Below are 18,818 nucleotides of genomic sequence, written 5' to 3' on the forward strand. Positions count from 1 at the left end.
TTTACTTTTTTATAAGTGATTATACACTTAAATATTTTATTCATATATGGCTCCATATGCTTTAAGTTCATAAGAAATTTCTAAATATCTAGGCACTGATATTCCATAAATCCCCTGTTCATCACTAAAAGTTACTCCCACATACTTTTTTTTAGTTGGTGAATATCTTGTGTCAATTGAAAAAACCTTTATTGCAGCATAAGGCAAGGGAACTTTGTAAGGACTTATAACTTTTCCAGTAATTAATATATAATCATTTTTAGGAAAAGTAGAGTCTATATTTACTCTGTTGCAATGCATAAGTTTTTTTCCACATAATATTTCCCTTACAACGGCGCACATTTTTATCATCCCCTAATATAATAATTCTTAAAATTTAGTAATATCTGTAATACACTTAAGAGATATAAAGTAAACTATTTTTATTATCTTTTTATAAAATATATTTTTATATAATCAGACCTTTTACTCCTTATATTGAAGAAAAAGCTCTGCATTTTTCTTATTTTTAGATTGCCATTTATTCATTAAATAATCATATACTTCTTTGTTATGAATTCTTTTACCAATGTAAAAATCACTAATATCTTTACAAAAACTTTTTTTAAATTTATATAAACTGTCACCTTGGCTATTAGTTAATCCTCCACCAAAATGGAATTTAGAGAAACCACTATTTTTAGCATATTCGATAGCTGTCCATAACAATAAATTATTAGGACAATATTTTAAATACTCCTTTAAGCTACCAGATAAGTGATAATGGAAAATTTCATCACCTTGTAAAAAGATCCCACTAGCTACTGTAATGTCATTTAATTTAACATTAATGCATACATGCTCTAATTTATTTAAATCATCAAAATATTTATCATTGAAATAATAATTTTTTCCTGCATTTAATCTATCCATAGTTTCTATATAAACCTTTTTAAACTCATTTAAATCAAAACTAAATTCCGTAACAAGTCCTGATTTTTTAGCCTTTCTTATAACGTTTCTATTTTTTGATATAATATCTTGGCTCCATATGTCATCAATGGATTTATTTAAATTAATATAAGTTGTTGTCCTGTTATGACATACTTTAATATCATCTATAAATATAGTATGATTATCTATCAACGGATGAAACCTAATGAACTCTGCTATAACATTATTTTTTTTGCAAAAATTTCTAAATGCGTCTTCAAAATCACTAAGAAATTCTGAACCATTAGTATTTGCTAATGGTCCACCATATCCATAAGCAGTTTCTATATCATAATATTCATTTTTTAAGTTATATCCTTTAATTTTACTCATTATAAATGGATATATTGCTAGATTATCTTTTTCTTCATAAACAAATAGTTTTGCTAATTTATCCTTACCATTTTCATAGAGATTATAATATTCACTTTTGAAATATATATCTCTAAAAGATAAAGGTAATTTATTAATATAGTTATCCCATTTCTGAGATGAACTATCTAAAATTTTAATCATTACATCACCTCCTTTTATATGTATCATCAAATTCAATTAAATTTTGAGAATATTTAATAAGTATTCTCGCATTTACTACTCATCTCATTTTTTTATAAAGAACAGGCTAACATTGAATTATACTTACTTTAAATTTCATTTTTATCTCTCATAATAATAAAGAAAATTTTTTATATCGTCTCAAATTACTACTTATTTTAAAATATCTTTTAAAGAATTAACTAAAACATCCATATCTTGAGTTTCATATCTCCAGTCAATTTGTAGACTTAAAATTCTTTTAGAAATACTTAAAGACTCTTTAAATTCATTTATCCATGGTTCCTTTGATAACTTCCAATGAACTGGTATATATATATTACGTTTCATAAGTTGTTTTTTTATATAATCTCGGTTTTCTATTAAAATTGGAAAAACTAAAGGTGTGTTATCATATAAATTTTCTGAATGATTTAAAAAAGTAATTTCTTTTATATTTTTAAGATTTTTAAAAATATATTTATAATTTTCACTTCTTTTATCAATCAATTTATTTACTGGAAAATAATTTAAATATTCTTTGTGTTTTGAATTAATTTTAAATATATCTTTTCTTTCATAGTATACTTTATGAGCCATGTCGAATAAATGTAAATAATCATTTTCATTTCCTATGCCTTCTAATATAAACTTTGTTTTTATATCTCTTGCATTTTCCATTAATTTAAAATAGTCATCATTTGCTTCTCTATATTTTAATGAATCATTTATTTTTTTGAATTCTACTAATTTATCACTTTTATTTAATGCCTTAATATTATTTAAAATTCTATCTTTATTAAATAAAACTAATGATCCATCTATAGGAAGAAATTTTCTATAACTATTAAATACATAATCTCCAATAAACTTATCTTGCCACTTAATCCAAAACTTTTGTACAGCATCTTCAATTATTAAAATCTTTTTTGATTGTAAATTTTTTAAAAACTTCCTTGTACTTTCACTATGATAAAATCCAAAATAATCAATAAAAAATACTGCTTTTATATTATATTTACTTATTAAGTTTTCTATAGATTCCATATTAATTGATAAATCTCTATTTATATTATAAAATTTATATTTAATATTTAGTTTTTCTATTAATTTCACAATTGTTGGACATAAGTAAGAAGGAAGTGCAATTACTTCACCATATTTAAAAGAAATTTCATTTAAAATAAACCTTATTGCACTATCCCCTCCACTTAAAAGTAGTCCTTGGCTTTCAATATCATTAAAAATATTTTTATCTTGAAATTTATCTTCAAACCAAAATTCCCCACCAATTGGATATTTTAAATTTCTAATCATGTGATACATCCTTATTTTTCATTATTATTTCAGCTATTTTAAAATCAATTTCAGTATCTATATCAATAGAAGATTCTCTATCCATTACATATCCAGTTAAATTCTCTACTTCAAAGGTTTTTTCTCTTTTTAATGCTTCTGTTTTAGCTAAATAAATTGCACCATTATATCTATAAATATTGGGTAAGTCCTGCCTCCTTGTAATATTTTTACCTTCCTCAAGAAAATACTTAAGACTTTCATTTTTAAAAATATTTGTCCAGTAAGGATTAACTTCTGACTTACAAATTGATATAATCCCGTGAAACTTACTTTTAACTAGTTTTTCTATTGCCTCATCAATATGCTGTTCATTTCTAAGTGGAGATGTACATTGAAGCAATAAAACATACTCTGGAAAATAACCTTCATATTTTTCAAGATAATCAAGCATATGAAATACACTATCTATTGTTAACGACTTGTCCTTTGCTAAACTGCTAGGTCTTAAATATGGCACTTCTGATCCATATTTTTCAGCGATGTCTGCAATTTCCTTGTCATCAGTACTTACAACAACTCTTGTAACAAATTTACTATTTTTACTTGCTAAAATCGTGTGAGCTATTAATGGTTTTCCATTTAAATTTAATATATTTTTTTTAGGTAGTCCCTTTGACCCACCTCTAGCTGGAATAATAGCTAATATCTCCGTTTTCATAAATTCTCCTTCTTTTAAATATTCAACTCATTTTTTCAATGCTTGTACAACAGTATCTATATCATCTTTTTTTAAGTTAGTACTACATGGAATATTTATTATTTTATCTATATAATATTTAGCTTTTTTAACATCATAAGCTTCATATTTTGTATAAGGTTTTTGGTCTTGTATAAGGTCCCAAATTGGTCTACTTTGAATACCTTTTGATAATAAATATTTAATTAAATCATCTCTTTTAAGTGGATATTCATCTCCTATAACTAAAGAATAAAACCAATAATTAGGTTCAATATCATCACTAAATTTTAGTAATGATAATCCTTTTATTTTTTCTATATTACTTTTATAATACTCATAATTTTCCTTCTTTACACTTATGAACTTGTCTAATTGCTCAAGTTGACCAATTCCTAAAGCCCCTTGTAAATTAGTCATTCTATAGTTATATCCTATTTCATTATGGATATAATACAAAGTATCATCCTTTGCTTGAGTCGATAGATATTTAGCTTTAGCTAATAACTTATCATCCTTTGCTACAATCATCCCACCACCACCAGTTGTTATAATCTTATTTCCATTGAATGAATATACTCCAAAATCTCCTATTGTACCTGCATATTTTCCTTGGTATAATCCACTTGTAAATTTAGATCCCAAAGCTTCTGTAGCATCTTCAACAACTTTTAAATTATACTTATTTGCAATGTACACTATCTTATGCATATCAGCAATATTTCCAAAAACATGAACTACCAAAATAGCTTTAATGTGTCTTTTAGATTTATTATTAATTAAATTTCCATTAACTAGTTTGCATTCTTCTTTGCAAAATCTTTCAAGCTTTTCTACATCAATAGTTAAACTGTCATCACAATCCATGAATATAGGATTTGCACCAATATATTTAACTGGATTTACGGCTGCAATGAAGGTAAGTGTTGGCACAATAACTTCATCACCTTCACATACTCCACTAAGAATAAGTGATAAATGTAATCCTGCTGTACCACTTTGACAAGCTACAGCACTGTTAACATTTAAGTACTTAGCTATTTCTTCTTCAAACTTATTTATATATTTACCGCCAGTTGAAACCCATTCTTCATCTATAGCATCTAAAACATATTTTTTTTCATTTCCCTTTAAATTAGGAACTGATAAAGGTATAAATTTTTTCATAAAGTTATCTCCTTTTAATAAAACTCTTTATTTTTACAACCTAGTATTTAAATTAAAAATTCAAACAATATAAAACTCTAAAGATTATATATATCAGATTTATATCTAACTAAATTTTCTGGCACTCTAAACCAATCTATAGTTTCTTTTATTCCTTCTGCAAAAGTAAATTTAGGTTCCCAATTAGTTAATTTTTTGATTTTCTCATTAGAACCCAATAATCTGTTAACTTCACTTTTTTCTGGTCTTAATCTTTCCTCATCACATATAATTGTAGCGTCTTTGTTTATCTGCCGTATAATCTCACTTGCAAGATCTTTTATTGAAATTTCCTTAGAAGTTGCAATATTTATTTCTTCTCCTATAGTTTTTTCAGACTTAGAAATTTCAAGAAAACCATTTGCTGTATCTTTTACATAATTAAAATCCCTAGTTGGTGTTAATGATCCTAATTTAATTTGTTTTTCACCACATAATAATTGCGTTATTATTGTAGGGATTACAGCTCTTGCTGATTGCCTTGGACCATATGTGTTAAATGGCCTCACTATAGTTAAAGGTAAATTAAAACTCCTATAAAAAGATTCTGCAATTCTATCAGCGCCTATCTTTGTTGCTGAATAAGGAGATTGTCCTTGAAAAGGATGATTTTCATCTATTGGTACGTATTTAGCAGTACCATAAACTTCAGAGGTTGAAGTAATTAATATTCTCTTTGTATTTAACTCTCTAGATGCTTGAAGAACATTTAAAGTTCCCTTTATATTTGTATCTACATATGAATCAGGTGAGTGATAACTAAACGGAATGGCTATTAAAGCAGCTAAATGAAAAACTTCATCTATTCCATTCATTGCTTCTCTAACACCATTTGGATCTCTTATATCACCTGAAAATATATCAATTTTACTTTTTTTATTATTATCTAATGAGTCAAGCCATCCCCATGAATTAAAAGAATTATAATAAACAAAGGCTCTAACATCATAACCTTCATCTAATAAAATCTCACACAAATGACTCCCAATAAACCCATCAGCTCCAGTAACTAGTACTTTTTTTTGCATGAAAAATCCCTGCTTTCCTACTAAATGTAAATTTTTGGACCCCAGGGGTCACAATATATAATATTCATTTAAATAATGTACAGTTCATAATATATAAAACAAGTGCCTTTAAAATATTTTTTATTTTAAGGCACTTGTTATTATTTCTTGTAATTCATCATATAAAACTATGAAAATCAACTTAAATCTTACTTAATAAGAAGATAATTCCTTATGAATAAATATTATCGTGTTTTTTGATATTTTATGCTCGTTTTTGACAGCTTTTTTACTTAAACGCTCTATTTTGTTGATTGTTTTTTAATTCCTTTAATTTTTTTAATGGATTTTTATGAAGAAATTCTGTATAATAGTAAAAAATACAATTCGAAAGGACAAAATTTTTATGGAATTAATAGGAATTTTAATAATTATAGTAGGTTTTGCACTAAAGTTAGACACAATCGCTGTAGTAGTTTCATCTGGTATTATAACTGGATTAGTTTCTGGAATGAGTATTACAGAAATACTTACTACTTTAGGTGATGCATTTATAAACAATAGAACAACTTGTCTATTTATGCTTACTATACCTGTAATAGGTTTATGTGAAAGATATGGATTGAAAGCAAAAGCTATAATGCTTATTCAAAAGGCAAAAGGACTATCAACTGGAATTCTTTTAAGTGGATATACTTTTATAAGAGAAGCAACAATTGCAATGGGAGTTACACTTGGTGGGCATCCTCAATTTGTTAGACCACTTATTAGTCCAATGGCAGAAGGTGCTTCAATTGCTAAATATAAAGATTTAGATGAAAAAGATTTAGATAAAATCAAAGCTTACTCAGCAGCTTCTGATAATATTGGGAATTTCTTTGGACAAAATGTATTCATGGCTAATTCTGGAGTACTTTTAATAGCTAGTACTTTGGAAACTCTAGGTTTAAATGTTGATACACTTCAAATCGCTAAAGCATCTATACCAGTTGCAATAGTTGCATTTATTTTGTGTATAGTACAAAACTATCTTTTAGATAGAAGCCTAAAGAGAAAATATAGTTCTAAAAATCAATAATTATGGAGGACATGCTAAATGGATATTAAACAAATTTCTAATATATTACTAGAAATATTTTATATCATATTAGGTCTATATATGGCCATTACGATGATATTTACTTTAAAAGACAAAACTCATAAAACTAGAATTGGTACTGCTCTATTCTGGGGAATAATATCTATAATTTTTATATTTGGTAAAATAATACCATCTATTGTTACTGGTATTCTTATTGTAGTAATTGCTTTATTATCAGCATTCAAGCAAATTAATATTGGTACATTAAAGCAATTGGATAGTACCTTTACTAATTTAAAAGCAGAACAATTAGGATTAAAAATATTTGTACCATCATTAACAATTGCTATAATTGCAATGATTATTGCTTCATTTACTCCTTTATCAGGAACAGTTGCTATAGGTATATCAGCTACTTCTGCTTTACTTATTACATTTATTCTTACTAAAGCTAAACCTATGGAATTTGTTGAAGATAGTAATAGAATGTTCCAATCAGTAGGTGTGTTTGCAATATTACCTCAACTTTTAGCTTCTTTAGGTGCTTTATTTACTGTTGCTGGAGTTGGTGATATAATATCTAACATTATTTCTGGAGTTATACCTCAAAGTAATCCTTTAGCTGGAGTTATTGCTTATTGCTTAGGTATGGCTATATTTACAGCAATAATGGGAAATGGATTTGCAGCATTTTCAGTTATAACTGTTGGAATTGGTGTTCCTTTTGTATTTGCTCAAGGTGGAGATCCTGTAATATGTTCAGCACTTGCTTTAACAGCAGGATTCTGTGGAACATTATTAACTCCAATGGCTGCTAACTTCAATATGTTACCAGCTGCATTATTAGAAATAAAAGATACAAATGCAGTAATAAAAGCTCAAGCACCATTATCTTTAATTTTATTATTAGTACATATAGTTCTTATGTATACATTAGGATTTTAAATAATGACTATTTTTTACATAGTACTGATATATTCATAAGCAAATCTGGACTAAGTAATTGGGGCTTTGCTTATTAAATATAGTCTTAAAACACAATATAGTAGATTGATATTGCATATATCAAGGCATTACTAGAACCTAGCTACAAATTAACATTATATTAAAAAGGACGTGAATTTAAATGAAAGTTTTAATAACTGGATTTGATCCATTTGGTGGAGAAAGTATAAACCCAGCATTAGAGGCTGTAAAAAAGCTTCCAAATACAATAAGCAATGCTGAAATAATAAAATTAGAAATTCCTACTGTTTTTAAAAAATCATTAGAAAAAATAGAAGAGAATATATTAGCTCATAAACCTGATATAGTAATCTCAATAGGGCAAGCTGGAGGTCGTTTCGGAATTACACCAGAAAGAGTTGCAATAAACATTGATGATGCTAGAATCGAAGATAACGAAAAAAATCAACCAATAGATTTAAAAGTATTTGAAGATGGAGAAAATGCATATTTTGCTACTCTTCCAATAAAAGCTATGGTTAAAGAAATGCAAGAAGCTGGCATTCCTAGTTCAGTTTCAAACAGTGCTGGAACTTTTGTATGTAACCATGTTATGTATGGAGTATTATATATGATAAATAAAAAATATCCTAATATAAAGGGTGGCTTTATACATGTTCCATATATACCATCTCAAGTAGTTAATAAACCAAATATGCCTTCTATGTCAATTGAAGATATTTCTAAAGGATTAGAATTAAGTATTAAAGCAGCAGTTGAAAATAATGAAGATATAAAAACTGCCCAAGGAGAAATTTGCTAATGAGCAATATTAATATCTTCGTTTACGGTAGTTTAAGAGAAGGCTTTTTTAATTATAATAAGTATTTAGATGGTAAAGTAATTGAAGCTAAGCCTGCTCTACTTAAAGGAATGCATTTATATCATATGCCTTATAAAGGTTATCCTGCTATACTACCAGGTGATGGAAAAGTACTTGGTGAAATAATAAGCATTAAAGATTATAATAGTACACTTAAAGCTATTGATGATATGGAAGGCTTTATAAGTTCAGATAATCCTAATAATGAATATAATAAAATTCTTTTAGAGGTAGAACATTTAAACACTAAAACTAAAGAAAATTGTTATGTTTATTTTTATAATAAAGATATAGATTCAATATTTAGTGAAAAATCTATACATATTCCAGATGGCGATTGGAAAAATTATATGATAAATACAAATAAAAGTCACTCATAAAATGAGTGACTTTTATTTATTTTACTGTTTCTCTTTCTACTAAATAAGGTGATAAACTTATGTTCTCTTTTGTTTCCTCATCACTATTTATTGCTTTAAGCAATAATTTAAATGATTCTTCTCCCATTTTATATATTGGTTGAGCAATAGTTGTAAGCTCTGGTTCTATGAATGAACATATACGTATATTATCATAACCCAATATACTTATATCCTCTGGAACATTATATCCATTTCTAATTAAATACTTAATTCCACCTATTGCCATTACATCACTACTATAAAAAATGCAATCAACATTCTTATTCTTCTTGATTATCTTTTCAGTAGCTCTTATTCCTCCATTCATGGAAAAGTTCTCTTCTTCAATTATATCTTCATTTAAAATTTCTAATTTAGATGCAAATTCTTTAAAATAATCAAGACGTGTATCTACTCCATGTCTTATTCCACCTACAAATGCTAGATTTTTCTTTGATTTACCAATTAAATACTCAATTCCAAGTTTTATTCCTTGTTTATTATTACAATGTACTACATTGTACTTTTCCTTATATTTAACTTTTCTATCCACAACAACAAATGGAACGTTATTTCTTATTAATAAGTCCAATGAATTAGTTCCATATTTGCTTGGAACTATTATAACTCCATCAACTAATTTACTTATTAGTAATTTTATATAATGTTCTTCCTTTTCTTCTCTATTTAATGTATTGCATAATATCATGCTAAATCCACAATCTTCTGCTTCAGTTTCTATAGCTTTAGCAATTTCTGAAAAAAAAGGATTTTCTATATCTGGAACAATGCATCCAATAGTATAACTTCTATTTGTACTTAACGTTCTTGCTAATGAATTTGGAATATAATTAAGATCTTTAGCAGCTTTTAAAATTTTATCTCTAGTTTCTTCTAAAACATTTATTTTCTTATTATTTAAGACCATGGACACAGTCGTCTTTGAAACATTTACTTGCTTAGCTATATCCATTATAGTAACTTTTTTCAAAATATCCCCTCCATAAATATCAGTTTTAATTAATTAAGCCCCCTATTAATTAAGTTTTATTTTTATTATTATAGCATACAGCTATAATTTTTCTAACCTAAAATATTAACAATAAAAGATCCCTACTAAATGTAGAGATCTTTTTAGTAGTTATATTTATTTTTTTAATACTTTTAAATCTGCTGGAACTTGTTTTTCTACAGTTTCACCATTTAAAATTTTACCTGCTTGCTCTACTGCAAGTTCTCCCATTAATGATGGTTGTTGAGCTATAGTGGCAGTCATTTCTCCAGCATTTACAGCTGTCTCTGCATCTACATTTCCATCAAAGCCAATAACTATAACATTTTTGTTAGCTGCTTTTAAAGCTTTTACAGCACCTAAAGCCATTTCATCATTATGAGCAAATACCACATCAAAATCTGGGGTTGCTTGAATTATGTTTTCCATTACTGATAGTCCTTTTTGTCTATCAAATTCAGCTGATTGACTTGCTACTACTTTTACATTATTTTTACCTGCTATTCCATCATTGAAACCTTTACCTCTGTCTCTTGTAGCTGATGCACCTGGTACACCTTGAAGTTCTACTACTTTAATAGTTTCTTTATCTTTTAAAGTTTCTAACATATATTCAGCTGCCATGTTTCCTCCCTTTACGTTATCAGAAGATATATGACACACAACTTCACCACCATTTGATTCTCTATCTAAAGTTATTACTGGTATCTTACTATCATTAGCAACTTGTATTGAATTTTTAACTGCATCACTATCTGTTGGATTTATCATTAATGCAGTTACACCTTGTTGCACTAAATCTTCAACATTTGATCTTTCTTTAGTAGAATCATTTTGTGAATCTAAAACTACTAGTTCATATCCCATTTCCTTAGCTTTCTTTTCTGCTCCTTCTTTCATTGAAACGAAAAACGGATTGTTTAATGTTGAAAGAACCATACCTAATTTCTTATCATTACTCTTTTGTGGTGAACACCCAATAAAGCTTCCCACCATTAATGCTCCAGCCATAGTAAGTGATAATAATTTTAAACTTCTTCTTTTCATCTTTAATTTCCTCCTCTTTCTCTTATAATTGTTTATATTTTTATATAATTGTTTATATTTTTTAAATATCTTATTTATTTTCTTCCCTTTTTGTCTAATAAGACAGCTACTAATATAACTATTCCTTTTATTATTAATTGGTAGAATGGTGATACATTAAGAAGGTTTAATCCATTATTTAAAACTCCTATAATTAATGCACCTATTATAGTACCCATTACACTTCCTTCTCCACCTGCAAGGCTGGTACCACCTATTACTACTGCAGCAATTGCATCTAATTCAAATCCTGAACCTGCATTTGGAGATGCTGACCCAATTCTACTAGTTATAATAACACCACTTACTGCAGCTGCTATTCCTGAAACTACATATACTAAAGTCTTTATTTTATCTGTATTTATACCTGAAAGTCTTGCTGAATCCTCATTTCCACCTAAAGCATATAAATATCTACCAAATCTTGTTTGAGTTAATACGTAATATGCTATTGCTACCATTATGGCTGTAATTATTACTGGTAGTGGTAATATTCCTAATTTAAAATTTCCTATAGCATTAAAACTTCCTGTTAATCCTGATATAGGATTTCCATTTGTGAACACATAAGTTACACCCCTAAATATAGTCATGGAAGCAAGTGTAACTATAAATGCTTGAATCTTTCCTTTTGAAATAAGCATTCCGTTGATAATTCCTACTACAATACCTACTACTACTGCAACTATAATTGCTAGGAATACGTTTCCACCGGAGTTAATAATTGATGCGGCTAAAGCACCACTAATAGCTAATGTTGATCCTACTGATAAGTCTATTCCTCCTGTTAATATTACAAATGTCATACCTATGGCAATTATTGCATTCACAGAAACCTGAGTTAATACATTCGTTATATTTGATACAGATAAAAATCTTGGAGTTAATATAGAAATAGCTATACATAATATGAAAAGCCCTATTAATGATTTATATTTTGATAAATTTTTATTTTTAATACTTTGCATAATTATCCCACCTTTTTTTTACTTTATACCTACAGCAAGCTTCATTACTGCTTCTTGATTGGCTTCATCTCTTGAAAGTTCTCCTGAAACTGCACCTTCTCTCATTACCATAATCCTATCACTTATACCTAATACTTCTGGTAAATCTGAAGAAATCATTATTATAGCTTTACCCATAGCTTTCAACTTATTTAATAATTCATATATTTCTTTCTTAGCACCTACATCAATACCTCTTGTAGGTTCATCAATAATTAAAACTTTAGGTGATAATAATAACCATTTTGCTAAAATAACCTTTTGTTGATTACCTCCACTTAAATTTTTTATTAGTTGTTCCGCATTTGGAGTTCTTATTCTTAGTTTTGTAATATACTCTTCAACATCTTTTTCTTCTAAAGATTTATTAACACGCTTTAAATTATTTTCATACATCTGTAGATTTCCTAGTGTCATGTTTTCAGCTACAGACATTCCTAAAATTAATCCTTCTTTCTTTCTATCTTCTGGTAAGTAGCATATTCCTTTATTTATAGCATCTTTTGGACATGTTATCTTTACCTTTTGACCATCTATAAATATTTCTCCACTTTGACTTTTAAAATCTCCAAATATTGTTTTTGCAAGTTCTGTTCTCCCTGCACCCATTAAACCTGCTACTCCAAGTATTTCACCAGCATTAACTTCAAAAGAAACATTTTTAACTTTTTTTTCGTAATTTAAATTTTTTACATTTAATATTGTTTCACCTTTTTCAACTTTCTTATATGGAAATTGATCCTCTATAGTTCTTCCTACCATCATTGCTATTAATTTATTATTATCAATATCAGCAACCTTAGCCTCACCAGCATACTTACCATCTCTAAGTACTGCTACTCTATCACACATTGCAAATATTTCTTCCATTCTATGAGATATATATATTATAGCTATATTTTTTTTCTTAAGATTATCAATTACATCAAATAATTTCTTAGTTTCTACGTCCGTAAGTGCAGTTGTTGGTTCATCCATTATAATTATACTTGAATTTTTAGTTAAAGCTTTTGCAATTTCTATCATTTGTTTTTCCCCTACATTGATATCTCTTACTAACGCTTCTGGGTCCACATTACATCCTATTTGGTCTAAGAATAATTTACTTCTTTCTATTAAAACCTTTTTATTTATCTTTCTTGTATATTGAGAAAATTTTTCATTCCCTAAAAAAATATTTTCTGCTACTGTTAAATTAGGAATAACACTTAACTCTTGATGTATTATAGCAACTCCCAATTTTTCAGCTTCCCTTATTCCCTTAATATTTACTTCTTCTCCTTCAATAAATATTTTTCCCTCATCTTTAGTATAAACTCCACTTAAGATTTTCATCAAAGTAGATTTTCCTGCTCCATTTTCTCCCATTAGAGCTGTTACTTCTCCACCATATGCTGTAACATTAACATTATCAAGCGCTTTTACTCCAGGGAACATTTTTGATATATTCTCCATCTTTAATTTAGGTTTCTTTGTTTCCATTAGAATTCCCCCTTCTTTAAAAAACAACTCCTGATTTTAAAATTATATTTGCATAAGGAGTTTGTTCTCCAGTTCTTACCACTGCTTTACATTCCTTTAACTTAAATTTTAATTCTTCATGAGAAATAAATGTTATTTTAGCATCACCTATTACTTCTTTTATTTCATTGTAAAGTTCTGGACTAATGTCCTCTGTTTCTTTAGCTAAAATCACCTCTTCTATTTGTAGTTCTAGTAATGTTGCTTTTAAAGTTTGAATAAATGTTGGGATACCTTTTATTAATGCTAAGTCTATTCTTTCACTTTCATCAGGTATTGGTAAACCACAATCTCCTATTGCAATCATATCTGTATGACCCATTTTTGAAATTACTGAACTTAAATTACTGTTTAATAATTCTGTTTTTCTCATTTGTTTTATTCCTCTCCGTAAACTTTAATTACTTCTTCTTTGTGTGGTATTGATGGTTGAGCACCTTCTTTTTGTACTGCTATTGAAGATACCCTATTGCCAAATTTAACTGCCTTAAGTAAGTTTTCTTTAGTTATTTCATTTGGATTTAATTTTGTACTTAATCCACCTATAAAGCTATCTCCTGCTGCTGTAGTATCTATTGCATTTACTTTATATGCAGGTACTAATTCACAAAAGTCTTTTCCTATTACTGCTGCACCTTTTGAACCCATTGTTATTATTACAGACTTAACTCCTTTATCCATAAAAACTTTTGCAGCTTTTTTTGCGTCTTCTAAATTTTTAACTTTTACACCAGTTAGAACTTCTGCTTCAGTTTCATTTGGAACTATAATATCTGTAACTGCTAAAAGTTCATCTTTTATTTTCTTTGCTGGTGCAGGATTTAATATTGTTATTTTTTCATTTTCTTTTGCATTTTTAAATGCTATTAAAGATATTTCTTCTGGTGTTTCAAACTGTGCAATTAAAATATCACTTTCTTTTATTCTATCCAATGTAGAATTTATCTCTATTTCACTAATACTCATATTTGAACCTGGATTAACAATGATTGAATTATTGCCAGTATCTGCTACCATTATCATTGCAGTTCCTGTTGCATTAGAATTATCTTCAAAAACGTAATCTATATTTATGTTATCATTTCTTAACTCTTCTCTTAATGTCCTACCATAATCATCTTTTCCAATTTTAGCTATCATGGAAACATGTGCACCACTTCTTTTTGCTGCTACTGCTTGATTAGCACCTTTACCACCTGGTATTTTCTCATATGATTTAGATAGTATTGTTTCTCCTGGCTTAGGCATATCTTTTATTTTCATAACTAAGTCCATATTCATACTTCCAAGTACACATATCTTATTCATATAAATTCCTCCATCACCTAATTAAATATTAGTTAACCGTTTCACTGAACCGATTAACCATAGTATAAACCATCTGTAAACGTTAATCAATAGTTTTTTAAATTTTTTTTATTTTTTTATTTTACCCAAATTTATGCTTCCTATTCTGATATTTATTTCTATTTGAAAATATTTTTCATTTGTTGTATAATTTATATATAAAAACATATTAATATAAATTTAAGGTGGTACATATATGAACGTTTATGCAATAACTTATTATTTAAAAGAAGACACACATTCATGTGGTTGTGAAGATCATCACGAAGAACATCATCACCATCATCATCGTGATGATTACGAAATAACTGGAAACATTAAAGCTTTAGGAGCTTGGGCACATTTAATGCCTACTAGTTTTCTAGTTAAATGTGAATTAACTGCAGATGAAATTTCAACAAAGCTTAAAGAATTTCTTCAAGATAAAGACATGCTTTTTGTTACAGAAGTAACTAAAGATAATGTTGCTTCTTTAACACCAGGCGTTGTTGAATGGATAAATCAATAAGATTTTAACTGAAAAAGGCATGTTCATTTTATTTTGAGCATGTCTTTTTCTTATTTGTATTACAATTCTTTAAACAATTTAACATATACTCTTACTTTAACTTTAATAATTCTAATTTCAAGTAGATGATGAATTCTTCTATTTTCTCTAATTTCTCTAATATTTTTATTAGATTCTTTAATTCTTCTTAATTTATAGTTTAAAATTTAATATTTTATTAGGTAAATGTTGGTTTAAGATTTTATTAAATGTTACGATAGATAAATGTACTATTTTATTAAATAACTATATTAGGAGGAAAATTTAAAATGAAAAAACTAAAGTTTAAAAGTATAAAACAGCAATTATTACTATGTTTTATATCTCTAATTGTAATTATGTGTACAGGCATAGCCTTAATTTCTATGTACATATCAAAAAAATCTGTAATTTCAACTGTTAATATCACCTTACCTGAAGTTGCTAAACAAGCAAGTTCTTCTGTAGAAAATGCAATTAATACTCAAACTAAAATTTTAGAAACTTTAGCTACTAATGAAAAGATAAAAAATGAAACTACACCAATAGAGGAAAAATTAGCACTGCTTTCAGAGATTTCAAAACAAAATGGCTATTTAAAGATGACTTTTGTAGATATTAATGGAAATGGATTTAATACTGATAATCAACCATTAAATATATCTGATAGGGACTACTTTAAAAAATCTCTTTCAGGCATAAGCACTGTATCTGATCCAATAATAAGTAAAGCTGATAATACTCTTATTGTTGTATACAGTGTACCTATAAAAAATAATGATACTATAGTTGGAGTTTTAACTGCTATTAGAGATGGTAATGAATTAAGCGGCTATACTGATAATATTAAATTTGGAAAAACAGGCACTGCATATATGATTAATAAAGAAGGAACTATAATTGCACATAATAATAAAGAACTAGTAATCAATAAAGATAATGACTTTGAAAATGTAAAAAGTGACCCTTTATTAGAATCTATAGTTAAAATAGAAAAAAAAATGGTTGAAGGTGAACTAGGCTCTGGAGAATATTCTTATAAAGATAAAAATAAATATGTTGGCTATTCTCCTATTAAAAGTACAGGTTGGTCTGTAGCTATAGTAGTTGAAAAAGATGAAATTTTAAGTCAACTAACTACTTTAAAACTAGTTATTGGCATAACATTAATTATCTTTGTTTTATTAGGTAGTTTTATGGTGCTACTTCTTTCATCATCAATTACAAAACCTATAAAATTATCAATGCAACAATTAAAATCTATATCTGAAGGTGATTTGACATTAAATATTTCAGAAAAACTTTTAGATAGAACTGATGAACTTGGAGAAATGGCAAAATCTATAGACACTATGAAAGTTTCTATGATTAGTATGATTAATAATATAAAATTAAGTTCCTCTAATATAGACACTCAAAGTGATACTTTATTAGTGTTATCAAATGAAATGTCAGCCTCAAGTAAAAACATTTCAATTGCTACTAATGATGTTGCTAAAGGAACAGTAGGTCAAGCTCAAGATTTAATAGATATTACTACTATATTACAAAATTTCAGTGCTAAATTAGATGATATGGTTAAAATAATAAGTGATATAGATTCAAATACAAGTAATATAAAATCTAAGTCTTATTCTAGCAATACAGATATGGAAACTGTTATTCAATCTGTAAATAATGTTAATAAAGCATTTAATGATTTAATTATAAAGATACAAAGTGTTGGTTCTAATGTTACAAAAATAAACGAAATAACTAATTTAATAAATAGCATATCTGAACAGACTAATCTTCTTGCATTAAACGCAGCTATTGAAGCAGCAAGAGCTGGTGAATCTGGTAGAGGTTTTTCTGTTGTAGCAGATGAAATAAGAAAACTTGCTGAACAAAGTAAAGAATCTTCATTAAGTATTTCTAGCTTAATATCAGAAATTTCTATAGATACAAATCTTATGATTAATACTACTGATACTATGAAAGATGAGCTTAAAATTCAAGAAAATAATATATATACTGCAATAAAATCTTTTGAAACAATTACAGTTGCAGTTGATGAGATTACCCCTAAAATTGAATTAGCTAATAATTCTGTTAATGATTTAAATGAAAATAAAGAAAGTATTTTAATTAAAATAGAAACATCATCTTCAATTGCTGAAGAAGTTTCTGCTTCAGCTGAAGAAATATCGGCATCAACTGAAGAAATGAATAAATCTACTGATGAATTATCAAATTCTGTTGAATTATTAAATAATATGAGTACTGAAATGATTAACAATGTAAACAAATTTAAAATATAAAATTGAAAAACTCTAGATAATCTTATGTAAATGAAAAATTATATTAAAAAATGCCGTACTATTTATTTTATAGTACGGCATTTTAATTAATTATTTTTTCTTATTTTAAAATATATTTCTGGTGTATCCTCTTCTATAGTTCTAAATTCATACCCTTTTGATTTATAATAATCTATTATTTCTGGTAAAGCTGTACAAGTATTCTTTTGTAGATCTGTACAGTGCATAAGCAGTATTATAGTTGATAAATTTTCACTTTCGTTTATAGCTTTTCTATATAATTTGCATGGTGGAAGTTTTGGATTTAGACCATCTTCAGTATCTAAATTCCAATCATATATTTTAAAATTATTATCATGTAATTTTTTCAAATAACTTTTGCTTAAATGTTTATAACTTCCGCCTGGAAATCTAATTATGTTAGGTGAAACTCCAACCACTTTATTTATTTCATTACGACATTCAATCATTTCTTTTATAAAATTGTCCTCGTTGCAATAAATACATTTATACTTATGACTATATGTGTGAAGACCTATACCATGACCTTCATCATTAATCCTTTTTACAATATCTTCTTTGCCTTCAATTTGATTACCAATTAGAAAAAAAGTTGCTTTAACATCTTTTTCTTTTAACACATTTAAGACTCTTTCTGTTACTTTATAACTAGGCCCATCATCAAAAGTAAGATATATTATTTTCTTCTTATAATTATTGGTTTCTTCATTTGAATTAACATTAGTACTATCTATGTTAGCTCCTGTAGAAATACTTCTAAAATTTTGTTCAAATATAGAAATGATAAGAAGTATGTTTATAGCAATGAGCAAAAAATACTTCCACTTATTTTTCAATTTCTTTTCCTCCTTGTTATATTTAGTGTATTAAATTAAATCATAAAACAATTTATTTATAATATTTTTTGTAAATTAATTTTATTAATTATAAAATT

19 protein-coding genes are annotated in these 18,818 nt (G+C 27.1%); 6 read left to right on the top strand and 13 right to left on the bottom strand.

What is annotated here, in order from left to right; translation table 11 throughout:
• Positions 1-36: 36 nt before the first annotated feature.
• The 6 genes from RGC78_RS00345 to RGC78_RS00370 all read right to left on the bottom strand — a co-directional run bounded on the left by RGC78_RS00345 (position 37) and on the right by RGC78_RS00370 (position 5,775).
• A complete protein-coding gene (locus RGC78_RS00345; protein ID WP_252214156.1) occupies positions 37-342 on the bottom strand; it encodes a carboxypeptidase regulatory-like domain-containing protein in 306 nt (101 codons plus the stop codon).
• Positions 343-465: 123 nt separating this feature from the next.
• Complete coding sequence (locus RGC78_RS00350) at positions 466-1,488, bottom strand: lipid II:glycine glycyltransferase FemX (RefSeq protein WP_252226508.1); 1,023 nt, start codon at positions 1,486-1,488, stop codon at positions 466-468.
• A gap of 192 nt (positions 1,489-1,680) precedes the next feature.
• Entirely contained in the window at positions 1,681-2,823 is a 1,143-nt protein-coding gene (locus RGC78_RS00355) for a DegT/DnrJ/EryC1/StrS family aminotransferase (protein ID WP_252214160.1), read from the bottom strand.
• On the bottom strand, positions 2,816-3,523 hold the full coding sequence (locus RGC78_RS00360; protein WP_252214162.1) for an acylneuraminate cytidylyltransferase family protein: 708 nt from the start codon (positions 3,521-3,523) through the stop codon (positions 2,816-2,818). Before RGC78_RS00360 ends, RGC78_RS00355 begins: the two co-directional genes overlap by 8 nt.
• Before the next feature lie 27 nt (positions 3,524-3,550).
• Positions 3,551-4,708: a LegC family aminotransferase gene (locus RGC78_RS00365; RefSeq protein WP_252214164.1), complete on the bottom strand. Its 1,158-nt coding sequence runs from the start codon at positions 4,706-4,708 to the stop codon at positions 3,551-3,553.
• A 77-nt stretch (positions 4,709-4,785) separates the two neighbouring features.
• Positions 4,786-5,775: an NAD-dependent 4,6-dehydratase LegB gene (locus RGC78_RS00370; RefSeq protein WP_252214166.1), complete on the bottom strand. Its 990-nt coding sequence runs from the start codon at positions 5,773-5,775 to the stop codon at positions 4,786-4,788.
• 385 nt (positions 5,776-6,160) lie between these two features.
• On the opposite strand from RGC78_RS00370, the gene RGC78_RS00375 reads away from it, so the two are divergent.
• From RGC78_RS00375 to RGC78_RS00390, 4 genes are all read left to right on the top strand, one after another.
• Complete coding sequence (locus tag RGC78_RS00375; RefSeq protein WP_252214168.1) at positions 6,161-6,832, top strand: DUF969 domain-containing protein; 672 nt, start codon at positions 6,161-6,163, stop codon at positions 6,830-6,832.
• Between the two features lie 18 nt (positions 6,833-6,850).
• The gene (locus RGC78_RS00380) at positions 6,851-7,780 is read left to right on the top strand and encodes a DUF979 domain-containing protein (RefSeq protein WP_252214170.1); all 930 of its coding nucleotides are present in this window, start codon (positions 6,851-6,853) and stop codon (positions 7,778-7,780) included.
• 181 nt (positions 7,781-7,961) lie between these two features.
• Positions 7,962-8,603, top strand: coding sequence for a pyroglutamyl-peptidase I (gene pcp, locus RGC78_RS00385; RefSeq protein ID WP_252226503.1), 642 nt, complete (start codon positions 7,962-7,964; stop codon positions 8,601-8,603).
• Positions 8,603-9,043, top strand: a complete 441-nt coding sequence (locus RGC78_RS00390) for a gamma-glutamylcyclotransferase family protein (RefSeq protein WP_252214174.1) — start codon at positions 8,603-8,605, stop codon at positions 9,041-9,043. The genes pcp and RGC78_RS00390 overlap by 1 nt, the downstream gene beginning before the upstream one ends.
• A 16-nt stretch (positions 9,044-9,059) precedes the next feature.
• Here the strand turns inward: RGC78_RS00390 and RGC78_RS00395 are convergent, their stop codons facing one another.
• The 6 genes from RGC78_RS00395 to rbsK all read right to left on the bottom strand — a co-directional run bounded on the left by RGC78_RS00395 (position 9,060) and on the right by rbsK (position 14,998).
• A complete protein-coding gene (locus tag RGC78_RS00395; RefSeq protein ID WP_252214176.1) occupies positions 9,060-10,055 on the bottom strand; it encodes a LacI family DNA-binding transcriptional regulator in 996 nt (331 codons plus the stop codon).
• 156 nt (positions 10,056-10,211) lie between these two features.
• Positions 10,212-11,123 carry a ribose ABC transporter substrate-binding protein RbsB gene (gene rbsB, locus RGC78_RS00400; protein ID WP_252214178.1) on the bottom strand — a complete coding sequence of 304 codons (912 nt, stop codon included), beginning with the start codon at positions 11,121-11,123 and terminating at the stop codon, positions 10,212-10,214.
• A gap of 74 nt (positions 11,124-11,197) precedes the next feature.
• Positions 11,198-12,130 (bottom strand): ABC transporter permease, encoded by a 933-nt coding sequence (locus tag RGC78_RS00405; protein WP_252214179.1) that lies wholly within the window; start codon positions 12,128-12,130, stop codon positions 11,198-11,200.
• 18 nt (positions 12,131-12,148) lie between these two features.
• The gene (locus tag RGC78_RS00410) at positions 12,149-13,651 is read right to left on the bottom strand and encodes a sugar ABC transporter ATP-binding protein (protein ID WP_252226500.1); all 1,503 of its coding nucleotides are present in this window, start codon (positions 13,649-13,651) and stop codon (positions 12,149-12,151) included.
• A 16-nt stretch (positions 13,652-13,667) separates the two neighbouring features.
• Positions 13,668-14,063, bottom strand: a complete 396-nt coding sequence (gene rbsD / locus RGC78_RS00415; RefSeq protein WP_252214183.1) for a D-ribose pyranase — start codon at positions 14,061-14,063, stop codon at positions 13,668-13,670.
• 5 nt (positions 14,064-14,068) lie between these two features.
• The gene (gene rbsK / locus RGC78_RS00420) at positions 14,069-14,998 is read right to left on the bottom strand and encodes a ribokinase (RefSeq protein ID WP_252214185.1); all 930 of its coding nucleotides are present in this window, start codon (positions 14,996-14,998) and stop codon (positions 14,069-14,071) included.
• Between the two features lie 235 nt (positions 14,999-15,233).
• On the opposite strand from rbsK, the gene RGC78_RS00425 reads away from it, so the two are divergent.
• Both RGC78_RS00425 and RGC78_RS00430 read left to right on the top strand, forming a co-directional pair.
• Entirely contained in the window at positions 15,234-15,545 is a 312-nt protein-coding gene (locus tag RGC78_RS00425) for a hypothetical protein (protein WP_252214187.1), read from the top strand.
• Positions 15,546-15,853: 308 nt separating this feature from the next.
• Positions 15,854-17,863 (top strand): methyl-accepting chemotaxis protein, encoded by a 2,010-nt coding sequence (locus RGC78_RS00430; RefSeq protein ID WP_309555731.1) that lies wholly within the window; start codon positions 15,854-15,856, stop codon positions 17,861-17,863.
• A gap of 86 nt (positions 17,864-17,949) precedes the next feature.
• Here the strand turns inward: RGC78_RS00430 and RGC78_RS00435 are convergent, their stop codons facing one another.
• Positions 17,950-18,720 carry a polysaccharide deacetylase family protein gene (locus RGC78_RS00435; RefSeq protein WP_252214191.1) on the bottom strand — a complete coding sequence of 257 codons (771 nt, stop codon included), beginning with the start codon at positions 18,718-18,720 and terminating at the stop codon, positions 17,950-17,952.
• Positions 18,721-18,818: the final 98 nt, after the last annotated feature.

It is taken from the genome of Clostridium aquiflavi (assembly GCF_031344075.1).
Taxonomy (GTDB): Bacteria; Bacillota; Clostridia; order Clostridiales; family Clostridiaceae; genus Clostridium; species Clostridium aquiflavi.

What these genes read in the sequence shown, in the direction of transcription:
- RGC78_RS00345 (WP_252214156.1), bottom strand. Translation starts at nt 342, where the DNA reads ATGTGCGCCGTTGTAAGGGAAATATTATGTGGAAAAAAACTTATGCAT.
- RGC78_RS00350 (WP_252226508.1), bottom strand. Translation starts at nt 1,488, where the DNA reads ATGATTAAAATTTTAGATAGTTCATCTCAGAAATGGGATAACTATATT.
- RGC78_RS00355 (WP_252214160.1), bottom strand. Translation starts at nt 2,823, where the DNA reads ATGATTAGAAATTTAAAATATCCAATTGGTGGGGAATTTTGGTTTGAA.
- RGC78_RS00360 (WP_252214162.1), bottom strand. Translation starts at nt 3,523, where the DNA reads ATGAAAACGGAGATATTAGCTATTATTCCAGCTAGAGGTGGGTCAAAG.
- RGC78_RS00365 (WP_252214164.1), bottom strand. Translation starts at nt 4,708, where the DNA reads ATGAAAAAATTTATACCTTTATCAGTTCCTAATTTAAAGGGAAATGAA.
- RGC78_RS00370 (WP_252214166.1), bottom strand. Translation starts at nt 5,775, where the DNA reads ATGCAAAAAAAAGTACTAGTTACTGGAGCTGATGGGTTTATTGGGAGT.
- RGC78_RS00375 (WP_252214168.1), top strand. Translation starts at nt 6,161, where the DNA reads ATGGAATTAATAGGAATTTTAATAATTATAGTAGGTTTTGCACTAAAG.
- RGC78_RS00380 (WP_252214170.1), top strand. Translation starts at nt 6,851, where the DNA reads ATGGATATTAAACAAATTTCTAATATATTACTAGAAATATTTTATATC.
- pcp (WP_252226503.1), top strand. Translation starts at nt 7,962, where the DNA reads ATGAAAGTTTTAATAACTGGATTTGATCCATTTGGTGGAGAAAGTATA.
- RGC78_RS00390 (WP_252214174.1), top strand. Translation starts at nt 8,603, where the DNA reads ATGAGCAATATTAATATCTTCGTTTACGGTAGTTTAAGAGAAGGCTTT.
- rbsB (WP_252214178.1), bottom strand. Translation starts at nt 11,123, where the DNA reads ATGAAAAGAAGAAGTTTAAAATTATTATCACTTACTATGGCTGGAGCA.
- RGC78_RS00405 (WP_252214179.1), bottom strand. Translation starts at nt 12,130, where the DNA reads ATGCAAAGTATTAAAAATAAAAATTTATCAAAATATAAATCATTAATA.
- RGC78_RS00410 (WP_252226500.1), bottom strand. Translation starts at nt 13,651, where the DNA reads ATGGAAACAAAGAAACCTAAATTAAAGATGGAGAATATATCAAAAATG.
- rbsD (WP_252214183.1), bottom strand. Translation starts at nt 14,063, where the DNA reads ATGAGAAAAACAGAATTATTAAACAGTAATTTAAGTTCAGTAATTTCA.
- rbsK (WP_252214185.1), bottom strand. Translation starts at nt 14,998, where the DNA reads ATGAATAAGATATGTGTACTTGGAAGTATGAATATGGACTTAGTTATG.
- RGC78_RS00425 (WP_252214187.1), top strand. Translation starts at nt 15,234, where the DNA reads ATGAACGTTTATGCAATAACTTATTATTTAAAAGAAGACACACATTCA.
- RGC78_RS00430 (WP_309555731.1), top strand. Translation starts at nt 15,854, where the DNA reads ATGAAAAAACTAAAGTTTAAAAGTATAAAACAGCAATTATTACTATGT.